This is a genomic window from Rhodococcus gannanensis (assembly GCF_042681175.1).
GTDB classification, from domain to species: Bacteria; Actinomycetota; Actinomycetes; order Mycobacteriales; family Mycobacteriaceae; genus Rhodococcus_G; species Rhodococcus_G gannanensis.
In genome coordinates this window covers 193,843-209,783 of sequence record NZ_JBHUFB010000008.1, presented here as the reverse complement: position 1 = coordinate 209,783, position 15,941 = coordinate 193,843, and the positions used below count along the sequence as shown (strand labels likewise).

Sequence of the window (15,941 nt, the reverse complement as noted above, 5' to 3'; positions counted from 1 at the left end):
GTGCGGTCGCCGACGACGAGGACACCGCGCCGCGGCAGACCGTGGTCGTCGAGGTCGGGGGTCGTCGGGTGGAGGTGTCGCTGCCGGGTCAGTTCTCCGTCGGGTCGGCTGCACCCGGGGTGGGGGCGATCACCCGCAAGCCGAAGGCCCGCAAGCGGGGTGGCGGCGGTGCGGGTGCGGCGTCGGGTGACGCGGTGACCGCGCCGATGCAGGGCACCGTCGTCAAGGTCGCGGTCGAGGAGGGGCAGGAGGTCGCCGAGGGCGATCTGATCGTGGTCCTCGAGGCGATGAAGATGGAGAATCCGGTCACCGCGCACAAGGCCGGTGTCGTGACCGGGCTGGCTGTCGAGCCGGGTGCTGCGATCACGCAGGGCACCGTCCTCGCCGAACTGAAGTAAGCAGCTGCGCTGCCTGTGCGCGTTTCTGGTAGCTCTGGCTACCAGAAACGCGCACAGGCCCGAAGGGCCTCCACATGGAACCGATCGAGATCAACGCCGGATCGTGGTATCTGCGCGCGCTGCGTGCCGACGACCGCGTCGACGACCGGCCCGCGCTCGCCGACGGCGGCGTCACCGACCCCACGCACATCGCGACCCGCTCCGCGCAGTGGGCATCCGACGAGCACTACTCGTGGGCAGTGTGCGAACCGACCACCGGCGAACTGCTCGCCGAGGTCGGCCTGACGCCCGACGGGGACAGCGCAACCCTCACCGGCTGGGCGCGCCCCGGCCACGACGACGCGCTCGACGCCGCCTCGCAGTCGGTGGAGCGTTTCGGAACCGCAGGACTGGGCCTGACGGTCAGTCGCGGCTGAGCAGGCGCTCCCGCAATGCGTCGACGTCTCCGACGCCGAGTCCGAGTCCCCGCGTGAAGTAGTTCTCGACGCCCCCGAAGGACGCCTGCATCTCGGTGAGCGCCGCTTCGAGGTATTCCCGGCGGACCCCGAGCAACGGCAGCAGGATGTCCGGGTTTCCGCCTGCGTCGCGGAAGCGGTCGAACACGGGCTGCAGCGCGGGGAGCAACTGTTCGTTGGTGAGCAGGTACTCCGTGAACACCACGTCCTCCTCTACGCCGAGGAGCAGCAGCAGTGCCGCGACGGCCCAGCCGGTGCGATCCTTGCCGGTGGTGCAGTGGATGAGAACGGGCGCGTCGAAGCCGCGCGCCAGGTCGGTGTAGAGGGCACGGTAGGCCGTGACCGCGGACGGCATCGACACGAACTCCCGATAGCTGCTCAACAGGTGGCCACTCGCCTCGGAGCCACCGAGCGCCTGTTCCGCGAGCACCGGGTCCTCGAGAAGCTTCAGCATCATCGCGGGCGCAGCCGACGGATCCCGGTCTGCGAGGACGTCGAGCGGCACTTCTTTGGCACCCGCCGGAATGCGGTCGGGTCGAACCTCCCGCTCGGCGACGGTCCGCAGGTCGAACACCGTCGCGATGCCGAGACCCTCGAGCACGGCGGCGTCGTCGTCGGTGACCGCGCCGAGGTCGGTGGACCGGTAGAGGATTCCCCTGCGCACGACGGATCCCCCGGCCGCGGAGTAGCCACCTGCGTCGCGCAGGTTGGGCACGGAGGCGACGGAGATGGGGGAACCGACCGGGGGTGTGATGCTCATGCCTGCACGGTAAACCACGCCGACGGTCACGGACCTGCCGGAGTCCCGACGATCGCGCCCGCCGGGGCACAGGCGGCGGGGGCGGCCACGTCACCGACGGCGACGCCGAGGGCCATGCCGAACACGAGCGCGGCGGCGACGCCGATCACCCAGGTGGCGCGTGCGATGTCGGGGTCGTGCGCGGGAGTCTCGGACTCGTGGGTCAAGTCAAGGTTCCTTCGGAGCGTTCGGGGCGGGTTCGCGATCGGAGGCGCTCGATCAGCGCCGCTCGCAGGTACCGCCGCTCCTGGTCCGGAGCCGCTCAGAATGGCAGACGGGTACGACAGATTCTCGCGCCGTACCGATCGACCTGCGTGAAAAGTTCAGGTGGAGAGTGCACGGTCGACTGCTGCGACCGCCTCGGACAGTTCACCCGCCGTGACCGTCAACGGTGGCCGGAAGCGGATTCCCCGCTCGCCCGTGGCGAGCAGGAGGACGTGCTCGCGCTCCCGGAGCGTGGCGACCACCGTGTCCCGTCGGCTCGCCGCGTCGAGCGTGACCGCGCACATGAGTCCGCTCCCCCGCGGATCGGTGACGACGTCGGGGTGCCGTGCGGCGAGTGCGTCCAGTTCGGCCAGCAGGTGCGAGCCGAGGAGGCGGGCCCTGTCGATCAGCCGGTCGCGCTCGACGACTTCGAGGATGCGACGGGCCCGGACCATGTCGGTGAGGTTGCCGCCCCAGGTCGAGTTGATCCGGGAGCCGACCCGGAAGACGTTGTCCGGTTCCTCGTCGACACGTCCGCCGGCCATGATCCCGCACACCTGGGCCTTCTTACCGAACGCGACGACATCCGGTTCGAGCCCCAATTGCCGGTAGGCCCACGTGCTTCCGGTGATCCCGATTCCGGTCTGCACTTCGTCGAGGACGAACAGCGCGTCGTGTTCGATACACAGTTCGGCCATCGCGCGGAGGAATTCGGGTCGCAGGTGCCGGTCGCCGCCCTCACCCTGAATGGGTTCCGCGATGAAGCAGGCGATGTCGTGGGGATGTTCGGTGAACGCCCTCCGGGCCTGGTCCAGAGCTCGTTCCTCGGCGGCGACGATGTCGACACCCGTTTCGACGGCGGGCGCGTCGATCCTCGGCCACTCGAATCGGGGGAAGCGCGCAACCTTGACGGGGTCGGTGTTGGTCAGCGACAACGTGTAGCCGCTGCGACCGTGGAAGGCGTGACGCAGGTGCATGACCCGGGTGCCGAGCGCCGGGTCGCGGCCCGCGGCCTCGTTGCGGCGACTCTTCCAGTCGAACGCGACCTTCAGCGCGTTCTCGACCGCCAGCGCGCCGCCGTCGACGAGGAAGAGGTGCGGTAACCGGGGATCGCCGAGGACCCGCTCGAACGTGTCGACGAATCGGGCCATCGCGGTGGTGTAGATGTCGGAGTTGCTGGGCTTGTTGACGGCGGCCTCGGCCAGCTCGCGCAGGAAGGCGGGGTCGTCGGCGAGATCGGGATGGTTCATTCCGAGCGCGGACGAGGCGAAGAAGCCGAACATGTCGAGGTACTCGGTGCCGTCGCGTTCGTCGACGAGGGTCCGGCCGCGAGACCGGGTCAGGTCGAGCACGAGGTCGAACCCGTCAACCAGCATGTGGTCGCCGAGCACCCGCAGGACGTCTCCGGGGCCGATGCGCCCGGGACCGGATTGATGGTCGATCGCTCCGCTCATACCGCCAGGCTATGCGAAATTTTCCTGCACTGACCCGCTATTGGTGTAACAATTCCGGCTACAACTAGGATCGATCGTAAAATGTTTGCAGAATGATGGTGCTGCGAGTCCGGACGTTCGCCACGGTCCGGATCCGCTGCAGCAGCTGTTCGAGGGCCCGGGGCGACTCCACCCGCACCAGCAGGACGTAGCTCTCCTCGCCCGCGACCGAATGGCACGCCCGAATCTCCGGGATGCCGGCGAGCCGTTCGGGAGCGTCGTCCGGCCCGGCCGGATCGAAGGGAGTGATCGCCACGAACGCCGACAGTGCATCACCGAGGGCGGCCGGGTCGACGCGCGCCCCGTATCCCCGGATCACCCCGCGGGATTCGAGTCGCCGCACCCGTGTCTGGACCGCCGACACCGACAACCCCGCCCGCTGGGCCAGGGTGGCGAGGGTGGCGCGACCGTCGTCGACCAGTTCGTGCACGAGCAGCGTGTCGATCTCGTCCAAAGGCTCCGACATGCAGGCAGGCTAACCGAGTACCCCTGCAACCGACGACACCGACGGAGGCACCCCAGATGACCCACACCGCACCCCTCGACCTGCGCAGCCGCGCAGCGGACGCCGTGCGCGCCTGCGGCGCCGACATCCCGTCGGGCGACGACGTGCCCGCCCTGTCACCGGTGGACGGGACCGTGCTCCACACGCTGCGTGCGAGTTCACCGGAGGACGTGGCGGCAGCGATCGAGTGTGCACAGCAAGCCTTTTCGCAGTGGCGGGTGGTGCCGGCACCCGTGCGCGGCGCGCTGGTACGTCGGCTCGGCGAACTGCTCACCGAGCACAAGGACGACCTCGCCGCCCTCGTGACGATCGAGGCCGGGAAGATCCCGTCCGAGGCGCTCGGCGAGGTGCAGGAGATGATCGACGTCTGCGAGTTCGCGGTCGGGCTCTCGCGGCAGCTGTACGGCCGGACGATGCCGTCCGAGCGGCCCGGTCACCGTCTCATGGAGACGTGGCATCCGCTCGGTGTGGTCGGGGTGATCTCCGCCTTCAACTTCCCGGTCGCGGTGTGGGCCTGGAACGCCGCGATCGCGTTCGTGTGTGGTGACACCGTGGTGTGGAAGCCGTCGGAGCTGACCCCGCTGACGGCGCTGGCCTGCGACGCGCTGGTGCGCCGGGCGGCAGCGGAGTCCGGCGCACCCGACGGACTGCACGCCGTGCTGATCGGATCCGGTTCGGTCGGTGGGCAACTCGTCGACGATCCGCGGGTCGCGCTGGTCAGCGCAACGGGCTCGGTACGGATGGGCCGCGAGGTCGGTCCGCGGGTGGCGGCACGCTTCGGCAGGTGTCTGCTCGAACTCGGTGGCAACAACGCCGCCGTCGTCACGCCCTCCGCGGACCTCGACCTCGCGGTCCGCGGGATCGTGTTCGCGGCGGCGGGCACCGCCGGGCAGCGCTGCACGACGTTGCGCCGGCTGATCGTGCACTCGTCGATCGTGGACACGCTCGTCGAGCGGGTCGCGGACGCCTATCGACAACTGCGCGTGGGCGATCCGTTCGAGGACGGCGTCCTGGTCGGTCCACTGATCCGGGAGCGTTCGTGGCAGGCCATGTCGGCGGCACTGGACCGCGCGCGCACCGCAGGCGGCACGGTGGTGTGCGGCGGCGACCGCATGGACCGCGACGGCGTCTACGCCACCCCTGCCCTGGTGCGGATGCCGTCGCAGTCCGAGGTGGTGCGGGAGGAGACGTTCGCGCCGATCCTGTACGTGCTGTCGTACGACACGCTCGACGAGGCCATCGCGTTGCACAACAACGTCCCGCAGGGGCTGGCGTCGGCGATCTTCACCCTCGATCAGCGTGAGGCGGAACGGTTTCTGGCCGCCGACGGGTCCGACTGCGGTATCGCGAACGTCAACATCGGCACGTCGGGGGCGGAGATCGGAGGTGCGTTCGGCGGCGAGAAGGAGACCGGCGGCGGTCGTGAGTCCGGATCCGATTCGTGGAAGGCGTACATGCGCCGAGCCACCAACACGGTCAACTACTCGACCGAACTCCCCCTCGCACAGGGCGTGCGGTTCGGGAGGTGACCGCCGCGCTCACAGTTCGCGGAGACGCTCGTCGTAGTCGGCGCGCGCTGCCGAGTCGACGGAGGTGACTGCCCGGTCGCCGCCGACCGCACGCCGCACCAGTCGGACCAGCGACTCCGGCGCCGCGGCGAGCCCCAGGTCGAGGGCGGCCAGGTAACCGGGTACGGGCGTCTCGGCGCGCCGGGTGCGGCAGGTCCGGACGACGGCTGCCGCGATGTCCTCGGGGTCGACCGTGGGCAGCCCCTTGCCGAGCGGCAGGCCCGACGTCAGGGTGGTGCGCACCGCGCTGGGCAGCACCGTCGACACGCTCACGCCGTGCTCGGCGAACTCCAGGCGCGCCGCCGACGACAGACCGACGGCCGCGAACTTGCTGGCGTTGTAGACGGCCAGCCCGGGGATCGCGATCTTCCCGGCGAGGGACGCGACGTTGACGATGTGCCCGCGCCCCCGCTCGATCATCGCCGGCGCCACCGCCCGCATGCCGTGGATCAGGCCCCACACGTTCACGTCGAGGGTTGCCTCGCCGATCTCGTCCGGTTCGTCGAGGAACGGCGCCACCGGCATCACACCCGCATTGCCGACCAGGACGTCGATCGGCCCGAGGTCCGCGACGACCGCGGCGACACACGCGTCCCACGACCCCCGGGTACGCACGTCGAGGGTGTACGCCCGCGCCGCCGAACCGATCTCGGCCGCCGCGGCGTCCGCTGCGGCGCTGTCCAGGTCGGCCACCGCGACGCGCGCGCCACCTGCCGCCATCGCCTGCGCGGTGGCCCGGCCGATGCCACGTCCCGCACCGGTGACGAGGACGACCGCGCCGCCGAGGGAGATCTCCGGGTACTTCATCGTGTCGACACCTCGTATGCTCGTTGATCGAATTCGTTCAGTCGCTGCACCATTCGGCCCGTCGACCACGGCCAGTTGAAGCTGTTGCGGCCGTTGACGTCGAGGAAATAGCTCTGGCAGCCGCCCGCGTTGTAGACGGTCGTCGCCAGCGCCTGCTGCACGTCGGCGTTGAAGGCGGCCTGCACGTCGGCGCGGGTCTCCATCCGTGTCCACCCTCCGGCGCGGGCCGCGCTGATCGCCGACGCCAGGTACTCCAACTGCGCTTCGAGGATGGTGAATGCCGAGGTGTGTCCGGTACCGAGCGCGGGACCGAGGAGGACGAAGGCGTTGGGGAATCCCGCGACCGTGGTCCCGAGGTAGGCCTGTGGACTGCCCTTCCAGTGGTCGTCGAGGCTGCGGCCGGCGCCGTCGAAGACCTTGCTGCCGATGGGCATGTCGAGGATGTGGAAGCCGGTGCCGAAGATGATGACGTCGACCTCGCGTTCGGCGCCGTCGGTTCCGATGACGGTGTTGCCGCGCACGGAGGCGACGGCGTTCGCGTGCACCTCGACGTTCGGCCGCGTCAGCGCCGGGTAGTAGGTGTTGGACAGCAGCAGCCGCTTGCAGCCGAGTGTGTAGTCCGGTGTGAGTGCCTGTCGCAGTTCGGCATCGGGAACCTGCGCTCGGAGTTGGGCTCGGCCGATCTGCTGCACGATCCGCAGGATCCACGGGTTGCGGAAGCCGACGCCGAGCGCCTCCATGATGTTGTATTCGATCGACCGCAGGGCCCGCTGCGCACCGGGAACGCGCCGCATGGCCCACCGTTCGACCTTCGGCACGTAGTGGTCGGGCTTGGGCAGCACCCACTGGGCGGTGCGCTGGTACAGGTGCAGGTTCTCGACGTCGGGCGCGATCGCCGGCACGAACTGCACTGCGGACGCACCGGTTCCGACCACCGCGACCCGCTTCCCGGTCAGGTCGAGGTCGTGGTTCCACCGGGACGAGTGGAAGGCCTCGCCGTCGAAGGTGTCGAGGCCCGGGATGTCGGGTACGAGTGGTTCGCTCCACGGCCCGGCGGCCGCGATCACCGAACCCGCGGTGAGGGTTCCGTGGTTCGTGTCGACCACCCACCGGTGGCGGGTCTCGTCCCACTGCGCACGGGTCATCTCGGTACCGAAGCGGACGTGCTCCCCTACGCCGTGTTCGGCGGCAATCCGGTCGACGTAGTCGAGGATCTCCCCTTGCCCGGCGAACAGCCTGGTCCACTCCGGATTGGGGGCGAACGAGTACGAGTAGAGCCCGGACGGGACATCGCACGCACACCCGGGGTAACTGTTGTCGCGCCACGTGCCGCCGAGTGCGTCGCCCTTCTCGAGGATGACGAAGTCGGTGATGCCCATGCGTCGCAGGGTGATCGCCGCACCGATTCCGGAGATCCCGGCTCCGATGATGGCGAACTCGACGTGTTCCTGCCTGGTCATCGCGTGACTCCGTTCTCGATCTGGCGGGCCACGGCGGCCCGGGTGGTGCGCAGCGACGACTCCAGCGTCGCGAGCCTCCTGCGATCGTCCATGAAGTTCGGACCCATCGCGGCGAGGTCCTCGGCAGTCGCGTCGAGGCGGATCACCTGGGTTCCCGTGGCGCGCACGGCGTCCAGCTCGGCGTCGAGACCCGCGCTCATCCATCCGCGCAGGATCAGACGTTCGAGTCGAGCGGCGCCGCGCGCAGGCACCCGGCCGGTGGATGCCATCGGCGCGAGAACGACGAGTTCGTCGAGTTCGAGCGGCGCGACGAGGTCCGCGGAGGCGGTCGACGCGGCACCGCCGTCGACGAATCGACGGCCACCGATCCGCACCGGCGGGAACCAGCCGGGGATCGCCCACGACGCGCGAAGCGCGTGCGAGAGCGTCGCTTCCGGCGCACCCGGAGATCCGAACGCGACGCGGTCGCCGGTGTCGTAGTCCATCGAGACGAGCCAGGTCGCGGGGTGCGCCACCCACGCACGATCCGGCGCCATCCGGGATGCGAGCCGATCGAGCCAGGCGGCGTCCCCGCCGCCGGGCGGGAGCAGACCGCTCAGTGCGGTGACGGTGCCCGTGCTGCGGTTCCGGACCAGTCGTCGCGACCCGATCCCGAGGCGCGGCAGGGGCGGGAACCGGCCCGGCGCGTCGGCCAGGTGGGTGCGCAGCGCCGGGTGAGCGACCTGCTCGCCCAGCTGCATCGCCACCAGCTCGTCCACGCCGACACCGCTGCCGAGCATCGTGACGAGTTCCGCGCCCGCCGACGTCCCGACGAGGACGTCCGCCTCGCGCGGGTCCCAATCGAGGGCGTCGCGGACGGCGGCCAGTGCCGCGACCGTCCACGCAGCACCGAGAGTGCCGCCGCAACCGATGACCAGTCCCCGACGAAGGTGTCTGTCACTCGAAGTCATATTCAGAAACTAGCAGTATTCGAATACTATGGGTATGCCAAATGGAGAGATTTTTGCGAACGGAGTGTCGATGGCCCGGATGACCAGGTCGGAAAGCCAGGCCCAGACGCGGGCCCACCTGATAGCGACCGCCCGCGACCTGTTCCTCGCCAACGGCTACGGCGTCACCTCCCTCGAGAAGGTCGCGGAGGAGGCCGGCTACTCGAAGGGTGCCGTGTACTCGAACTTCCGCAACAAGAAGGAGCTCTGCCTGGAGGTCCTCCAGCTGATCCACGCGACCAAGGGCAGCGAGATCGCCGAGGTGATGGCGAGGCCGGTGCCACTCGAGGAACGGCTGATCGCGTTCGAGGACTGGGCGCAGCGCACCCTCGGTGACGTCGAATGGACGATGCTCGAGTTCGAGTTCATCGCAGCCACCCGCCACGACCCCGAACTGCGGACGGCGCTGGCAACGAACCTGTCCTCGACCCACGACATCGTGCGGGCAGTCCTCGGTGCGCTCGTGGCGTCCGGCGAGGTCACCCTCCCGATGTCCGTGGAGGACGCGACGACCAGCGCACTGAGCTTCGGCGTCGGCCTCGGCATCCAGCGCGCCATCGATCCGACGATCTCGACCTCGGTGATCACCCGCAACCTACGCGCGCTTCTCGGCGGCTCCGGAGACAGCCCGTGAGCCCGTGACGCACCGGCCGGGCTCGCGCAGGGTGGGGCGCCTCGCTCGTCACGCTCGATCGCGGGACGCGGAGCGGCGGACGATTCCGCCGACAGGTGGCAATCCCCAGGTGCGCCGATGAGAATCGGACGCGACAGCGGTCAGTACCTGCATCCGAGAACGTTGCCGTTGCGTCCGAGAAGGGTTCGATCATGTCCGAATACTCGGCACCTGCTGGTGCCCCAGTCTGGTTCGATCTGATGAGCAGCGACCCCGCGAAGGCCGCGGAGTTCTATCGCGCGATCTTCGGCTGGGAGGTCGAGGCACCGCGCGAGGAGTTCGGCGGCTACCAGAACTTCACGAAGAACGGGCGGCGCGTGGCGGGCCTGTCACCGTGGATGGAGGAGGCCGGCGGCCCGCCGAACATCTGGTCGGTGTACCTGCGCACCGACGACGCGGCGGCGACATTGGAGGCGGCCGAAGCCGCGGGAGGTTCGGTGATGGTTCCTCCCATGGCGGTCGGAGACGAGGGCACCATGGCTGTGGTGACCGATCCCGCGGGGGCGGTCATCGGGTTCTGGCAGCCCGACCGGCATCAGGGGTTCAGCCAGTGGGGCGAGCACGGGACGCCGTACTGGTTCGAGTGCCACAGCAAGGACTACGCGAAGTCGATCGACTTCTACCCGAAGGTGATCGGCGCCCGGCTCGAGGAGATCGGAACGGGCGGGGACGGCTCGCCCGGACCGGACGCCTACAGCCAGGTCTTCGTCGGCGACTCGTCGTGGTCGGGCATCATGGACACCTCGAAGATCAGCCCTCCCGAGGTGCCGTCGTTCTGGCAGGTGTACGTCACGTCCGACGATGTCGCGGCCACCGTCACCCAGGTCGAATCGCTCGGCGGCACGGTCCTGATGGCCACCGAGGACACCCCGTACGGGACCCTCGCAACGGTCACCGACCCGTTCGGCGCGGTCTTCTCCCTCGGCCACCCACCGGCCGGCATGTAGAAACTCGTCGGTCTCGGCGTTCCGCCTCCGGGCGGACAGGGCCCGCAGGCAATACGCTGACGCCGTGACGCACTGGCCGGAGCTCGCTCACGACATCGCCGAGGACGTGCTGTTTCCGGCGGCCGACAGCGTGGACGCGGACGGGGAGATCCCCTCGAGCCACTTCTACGCCCTCGCCGACGCCGGCTTCTACGGGCTCGCAGCACCTCCCGAACTCGGTGGGCCGACGATCGACATCGCCGACCTCGTCGCGGTCGTCGAGACCCTGTGTGGCGGCTGCCTCGCGACCACCTTCACGTGGATGCAGCACCACGGTGTCGTCGGCGGTCTCGCCGCCAGCGGCAACACCGCACTGCGGGAACGGTTCTGGGACGGCCTGCTGTCCGGGTCGGTCCGCGGCGGAGTGGCGTTCGCGGGCGCGATCCCGCAGCCTCCTCTGCTCTACGCGCGGCGGGTCGACGGCGGCTACGTCCTCGACGGTGTCGCACCGTTCGTCACGGGTTGGGGCATCGTCGACGTCCTCCAACTCAGCGCACGCGACGAGTTCGACGACTCGATCGTCCACCTGCTCGTCGACGCCACCGAGACCGCCGGGCTCACCGTCGACGAGCTTCCACTGATCGCCGCACGCGGCAGCAACACCGTGCGAATGCGGATCGACGGACTCGAGGCCCGCGACGACCAGGTCGTCGGCGTGGTGGCGCCGGAGGTGTTCGCCGCGGGTCAGACGTTCGGGTCGTGGCTCAACGGCTGCATGGCGACCGGTGTGGCGCGGCGTTGCCGCGCGGAGCTTACCGGACTCGGAGTGGACACCCACGCGCTCGACCTGACCTCGGTGTCGGTCCGCGACGGCCTCGACGCCGCGCTCGCCGGCGACGACACCGACCTGTTCGAGGCCCGCGCCGCCGCATCCGAGCTGGCGCTGCGGTCGGCGGCGGCACTCGTGACGGCAACCGGCAGCGCGGCGTCGGTGACCGGCACGACCGCGGGTCGCCTGATGCGGGAGGCCACGCTCACCCTGGTCGCGGCGTCACGCCCACAGATCCGGTCCGAACTGCTGAACCGCTTCGGAGGCCCGACCGGCATGCGATGACGATGTCGGACCCGCCAGGCAGTATGGATTACATGGATTCGGTGCTCGGCAGGTTCTCCGCGGCCACCCGGGAGTGGTTCGAGGGCGCCTTCCCGGCACCGACGTCCGCGCAGCTCGGGGCCTGGGAGGCCATCGCCGACGGCGCCCACGCCCTGGTGGTGGCCCCGACAGGGTCCGGCAAGACGCTGTCGGCGTTCCTGTGGGCCCTCGACAGGCTCGCTGCCCGTGACCCGGACGAGGACAGGCCCACCGGAACGACGGTCCTCTACGTGTCGCCGCTCAAGGCCCTCGCCGTCGACGTCGAACGCAACCTGCGCGCCCCGCTCGTCGGGATCACCCAGACCGCCAAGAGACTGGGGCTGATCCCGCCGGAGATCAGTGTCGGGGTCCGGTCCGGCGACACCACCCCGGCGGCCCGACGCACGATGCTGCGCACCCCGCCGGACATTCTCATCACCACTCCGGAATCGCTGTTCCTGATGCTCACCTCAGCGGCCCGGGAGACGCTGGCGACCGTGCAGACGGTGATCGTCGACGAGGTGCACGCCGTCGCCGCGACGAAACGCGGGGCACACCTCGCCCTCTCCCTGGAGCGCCTCGACATGCTGCTCGAGAAACCCGCGCAACGGATCGGGCTCTCCGCCACCGTCCGGCCGCACGAGGAGGTGGCCCGGTTCCTCGCCGGATCCGCCCCGGTACGCATCGTGTCGCCGCCGGCACCGAAGACCTTCGACCTCACCGTGCGGGTGCCCGTGGAGGACATGACCGAGCTGGGAGTCACCGACCCCGATCCGATGTCGGAATCACCGGCGCCACAACAGGGTTCGATCTGGCCGCACGTGGAGGAGCAGATCGTCGACCTGGTCCTCGACCACTCGTCGTCGATCGTGTTCGCCAACTCGCGACGCCTCGCGGAACGACTCACTGCGCGCCTCAACGAGGTGTACGCGGCGCGGCTGGGCGACCCCGTCACCACCGTGCACCGGCCACCGGCGCTGATCGGTGCCACGTCCGAAGTGACTCACGGCGCGGGTCACCTACTGGCGCGGGCGCACCACGGGTCGGTGAGCAAGGATCAGCGCGCCCTGATCGAGGACGACCTGAAAACCGGCCGCCTGCGCTGCGTCGTCGCCACGTCCAGCCTCGAGCTCGGCATCGACATGGGAGCGGTCGATCTGGTCGTCCAGGTGGAGGCGCCGCCGTCCGTGGCGAGCGGCCTGCAGCGGGTCGGCCGCGCCGGGCACCAGGTCGGAGAGATCTCCCGCGGCGTGCTGTTCCCGAAACACCGCACCGACCTGATCCACTGCGCGGTCACCGTGGAGCGCATGACCGCAGGCAAGATCGAATCGCTCGCCGTCCCGGCGAATCCGCTCGACATCCTCGCCCAGCACACCGTCGCCGCCTGCGCCCTCGACGCGATCGACGCCGGCGTCTGGTTCGAGGCCGTGCGCCGCACCGGGAACTTCGCGACGCTGCCCCGGTCGGCGTTCGACGCGACCCTCGACCTGCTCGCGGGCCGCTACCCGTCCGACGAGTTCGCGGAACTGCGTCCGCGTCTCGTGTGGGACCGGGACGCCGACGTGCTCACCGGCCGGCCCGGGTCGCAGCGTCTGGCCGTCACCTCGGGCGGCGCGATCCCCGACCGCGGACTGTTCACCGTCTACATGGTCGGCGAAAAGCAGAGCCGGGTGGGCGAACTCGACGAGGAAATGGTGTACGAGTCCCGCGTCGGGGACGTGTTCGCACTGGGCGCGACCAGCTGGCGGATCGAGGAGATCACCCACGACCGGGTGCTGGTCTCCCCCGCCTACGGACTGCCGGGACGGTTGCCGTTCTGGCACGGTGACGGACTCGGCCGCCCCGCCGAACTCGGCGCCGCGCTCGGCGAGTTCCTGCGGGAGATCGCACTCGGCGACGACGCGGAGCTGCGAACGCGACTGTCGGCGCAGGGCCTGGACGAGAACGCCACCACCAACCTGCTCGCCCTTGTCGACGAACAGGCACGCGCGACGGGTCAGGTGCCGAGCGACCGCACCCTGGTGCTGGAGCGGTTCCGGGACGAACTCGGAGACTGGCGGTTGGTGCTGCACTCCCCGTACGGGCTGCCGGTGCACGCCCCGTGGGCTCTCGCGATCGGTGCCCGCCTGCAGGAGCGGTACGGCGTCGACGCCGCCCCGACCGCCTCCGACGACGGCATCATCGTCCGACTCCCCGACACCGCCGACGACCCACCGGGCACGGACCTGTTCGTGTTCGACCGCGACGAGATCGAGGACGTCGTCACCGAGCAGGTCGGCGGCTCGGCCCTGTTCGCGTCCCGGTTCCGTGAGTGTGCGGCCCGAGCGCTGCTCCTCCCGCGTCGCACGCCCGGACGCCGCGCGCCCCTGTGGCAGCAGCGGCAGCGGTCCGCGCAGCTGCTCGACGTCGCCCGCAAGTACCCGACGTTCCCGATCCTGCTCGAGACCGTCCGCGAATGCCTGCAGGACGTGTACGACCTCCCGTCGCTGACCCGACTCCTCACCGACGTGGGACGGCGGAAGATCCGCATCCTCGAAGTCGACACCCCCGCCCCGTCGCCGTTCGCGACGGCGCTGCTCTTCGACTACGTCGGCGCGTTCATGTACGAGGGCGACAACCCGCTCGCGGAGCGACGCGCGGCGGCACTGTCGCTGGACTCGACGTTGCTCGCGGAACTGCTGGGCCGGGTCGAACTGCGGGAACTGCTCGACGAGGCGGTGATCGAGCAGACCGAACTCGAACTGCAACGCCTCGCCGACGACCGCCGGGCCCACGACGCCGAGGGCGTGGCGGACCTGCTGCGACTGCTCGGCCCGCTCACGGTCGACGAGGTGACCGCGCGAACGACGGACGATCCGCGGGAGTGGTTGCGCGAGTTGGAAACCCGCAAACGCGCGATGACGGTGTCGTTCGCCGGCAGCACATGGTGGGTGGCGATCGAGGACGCGCCGCGGATGCGGGACGCGCTCGGTGTGCCACTGCCGATCGGCACTCCCGCCGCGTTCGTGGAACCCGTCGACGACCCGCTCGGCGACCTCGTCGCGCGGTACGCGCGCACCCACGGTCCGTTCACCCTCGCCGACGCCGCAGCCCGGTTCGGGCTCGGTACCGCCATCGTCCGGGACACCCTCCAGCGCCTCGCCGCCGACAAGCGGGTCGTCGAAGGCGAGTTCCGGCCCGCCGGAACCGGATCCGAGTGGTGCGACAGCGAGGTACTGCGCCGGCTCCGGCGGCGGTCCCTCGCCGCGGCACGCCGCGAGGTGGAGCCCGTCGAGCCCGCGACCCTGGCCCGGTTCCTGCCGGAGTGGCAGCACGTCGGCGGCGGGCTGCGTGGGGTGGACGGCGTCGCCACCGTCGTCGAGCAGCTCGCGGGGGTGCCGATTCCGGCGTCCGCCTGGGAGTCTCTGGTGCTGCCGTCCCGGGTCCGGGACTACCGGCCGGCCATGCTCGACGAGCTGACCACCACCGGTGAGGTGCTGTGGTCCGGTGCCGGCCAGATCGCGAGCAGCGACGGCTGGGTGCGACTGCACCTCGCCGACACCGCACCGCTGACGGTTCCGGGCCCCCAGGACGTCGAGCTGACCGAACTGCAACGCGGGATCCTCGATGCGCTCGCGCCGGGCGGTGCGTTCTTCTTCCGAAACCTGTCCGACCAGCTCGGTTCCCTCGACGACGCGGTGCTGGTGGAGGCCCTGTGGCAGCTGGTGTGGGCGGGGCACGTCACCGGCGACTCGTTCGCTCCGCTGCGGGCATTGCTGTCCGGGCCGACCAGGTCGACGCCGAGCCACCGTGCGCCGCGCCGGGCCCCGCGGACCCGCGCGTACCGGGCCGTGTCCCGCCCGGTGATGCCGACCCGCACCGGTCCCCCGACGGTCGGCGGACGGTGGTCACTGCTCCCGCATCCCGAGCCGGACTCGACGATCCTCGCGCACGCGCGCGCTGACATCCTGCTCGACCGCTACGGGGTACTGACCCGCGGTTCCGTTGTCGCCGAGGACGTTCCGGGCGGTTTCGCCCTGATGTACAAGGTGCTGAGAGAGTTCGAGGACGGTGGCCGCGCCCGGCGCGGGCACTTCGTCACAGGTCTGGGCGCGGCGCAGTTCTCCAGTTCGGAGGTCGTGGACCGGCTGCGCACGCACGCCGACACCGCGGACCGACTCGGCGTGGCACTCGCCGCGACGGACCCGGCGAACCCGTTCGGGGCCGCGCTGCCGTGGCCCGCACCACCGGGCGGGCACCGTCCGGGCCGCAAGGCCGGGGCGATCGTCGTGCTGGTCGGCGGCGACCTCACGTTGTACGTGGAGCGGGGCGGCAAGACGGTGCTGACGTTCACCGAGGACGCCGGCGACCGGCACACCGCCGCCATCGCGCTCGCGGACCTCGTGGACCGTGGCGGGATCGACAAACTGGTCGTCGAGAAGGTGGACGGCGAGTCGGTGCACACCAGCCCGCTCGCCCCTCCGCTCGTCGAGGCGGGGTTCTCGGCGACCCCGCGGGGCCTGCGCAAACGCTCCCGCCTCGAAGGGCGGTGA

14 protein-coding genes are annotated in these 15,941 nt (G+C 70.4%); 7 read left to right on the top strand and 7 right to left on the bottom strand.

The genetic code is table 11. The annotated features are described in order from the left end of the window. Positions 1-398: acyl-CoA carboxylase biotin carboxyl carrier protein subunit (locus ACFSJG_RS06760; protein ID WP_378484442.1), on the top strand; the 398-nt coding region annotated here is incomplete at its 5' end. A gap of 74 nt (positions 399-472) precedes the next feature. Then, positions 473-814 carry a hypothetical protein gene (locus ACFSJG_RS06755; protein WP_378484441.1) on the top strand — a complete coding sequence of 114 codons (342 nt, stop codon included), beginning with the start codon at positions 473-475 and terminating at the stop codon, positions 812-814. On the opposite strand, the gene ACFSJG_RS06750 is transcribed toward ACFSJG_RS06755, so the two are convergent. The 4 genes from ACFSJG_RS06750 to ACFSJG_RS06735 form a co-directional block, all read right to left on the bottom strand. After that, positions 801-1,613, bottom strand: coding sequence for a tyrosine-protein phosphatase (locus ACFSJG_RS06750; RefSeq protein ID WP_378484440.1), 813 nt, complete (start codon positions 1,611-1,613; stop codon positions 801-803). The genes ACFSJG_RS06755 and ACFSJG_RS06750 overlap by 14 nt on opposite strands. Positions 1,614-1,639: 26 nt before the next feature. After that, entirely contained in the window at positions 1,640-1,819 is a 180-nt protein-coding gene (locus ACFSJG_RS06745; protein WP_378484439.1) for a hypothetical protein, read from the bottom strand. Positions 1,820-1,975: 156 nt separating this feature from the next. After that, complete coding sequence (lat, locus tag ACFSJG_RS06740; RefSeq protein ID WP_378484438.1) at positions 1,976-3,310, bottom strand: L-lysine 6-transaminase; 1,335 nt, start codon at positions 3,308-3,310, stop codon at positions 1,976-1,978. Between the two features lie 64 nt (positions 3,311-3,374). After that, positions 3,375-3,815 carry an Lrp/AsnC family transcriptional regulator gene (locus ACFSJG_RS06735; RefSeq protein ID WP_378484437.1) on the bottom strand — a complete coding sequence of 147 codons (441 nt, stop codon included), beginning with the start codon at positions 3,813-3,815 and terminating at the stop codon, positions 3,375-3,377. A gap of 23 nt (positions 3,816-3,838) precedes the next feature. Between ACFSJG_RS06735 and amaB the strand changes: the two genes are divergently transcribed. Further along, a complete protein-coding gene (gene amaB / locus ACFSJG_RS06730; RefSeq protein ID WP_378484452.1) occupies positions 3,839-5,383 on the top strand; it encodes an L-piperidine-6-carboxylate dehydrogenase in 1,545 nt (514 codons plus the stop codon). A gap of 9 nt (positions 5,384-5,392) precedes the next feature. Here the strand turns inward: amaB and ACFSJG_RS06725 are convergent, their stop codons facing one another. The 3 genes from ACFSJG_RS06725 to ACFSJG_RS06715 are packed head-to-tail and all read right to left on the bottom strand — an operon-like array spanning position 5,393 to position 8,639. After that, on the bottom strand, positions 5,393-6,229 hold the full coding sequence (locus tag ACFSJG_RS06725; RefSeq protein WP_378484436.1) for an SDR family oxidoreductase: 837 nt from the start codon (positions 6,227-6,229) through the stop codon (positions 5,393-5,395). After that, the gene (locus ACFSJG_RS06720) at positions 6,226-7,689 is read right to left on the bottom strand and encodes a flavin-containing monooxygenase (protein WP_378484435.1); all 1,464 of its coding nucleotides are present in this window, start codon (positions 7,687-7,689) and stop codon (positions 6,226-6,228) included. The genes ACFSJG_RS06725 and ACFSJG_RS06720 overlap by 4 nt, the downstream gene beginning before the upstream one ends. Then, entirely contained in the window at positions 7,686-8,639 is a 954-nt protein-coding gene (locus tag ACFSJG_RS06715; protein ID WP_378484434.1) for a patatin-like phospholipase family protein, read from the bottom strand. Before ACFSJG_RS06715 ends, ACFSJG_RS06720 begins: the two co-directional genes overlap by 4 nt. A 70-nt stretch (positions 8,640-8,709) precedes the next feature. Between ACFSJG_RS06715 and ACFSJG_RS06710 the strand changes: the two genes are divergently transcribed. The 4 genes from ACFSJG_RS06710 (at position 8,710) to ACFSJG_RS06695 (ending at position 15,941) form a co-directional block, all read left to right on the top strand. Continuing rightward, a complete protein-coding gene (locus ACFSJG_RS06710; protein ID WP_378484433.1) occupies positions 8,710-9,312 on the top strand; it encodes a TetR/AcrR family transcriptional regulator in 603 nt (200 codons plus the stop codon). A gap of 191 nt (positions 9,313-9,503) precedes the next feature. Continuing rightward, positions 9,504-10,298, top strand: a complete 795-nt coding sequence (locus tag ACFSJG_RS06705; RefSeq protein ID WP_378484432.1) for a VOC family protein — start codon at positions 9,504-9,506, stop codon at positions 10,296-10,298. A 64-nt stretch (positions 10,299-10,362) separates the two neighbouring features. Further along, positions 10,363-11,391 (top strand): acyl-CoA dehydrogenase family protein, encoded by a 1,029-nt coding sequence (locus ACFSJG_RS06700; RefSeq protein WP_378484431.1) that lies wholly within the window; start codon positions 10,363-10,365, stop codon positions 11,389-11,391. Between the two features lie 23 nt (positions 11,392-11,414). Then, a complete protein-coding gene (locus ACFSJG_RS06695; protein ID WP_378484430.1) occupies positions 11,415-15,941 on the top strand; it encodes an ATP-dependent helicase in 4,527 nt (1,508 codons plus the stop codon).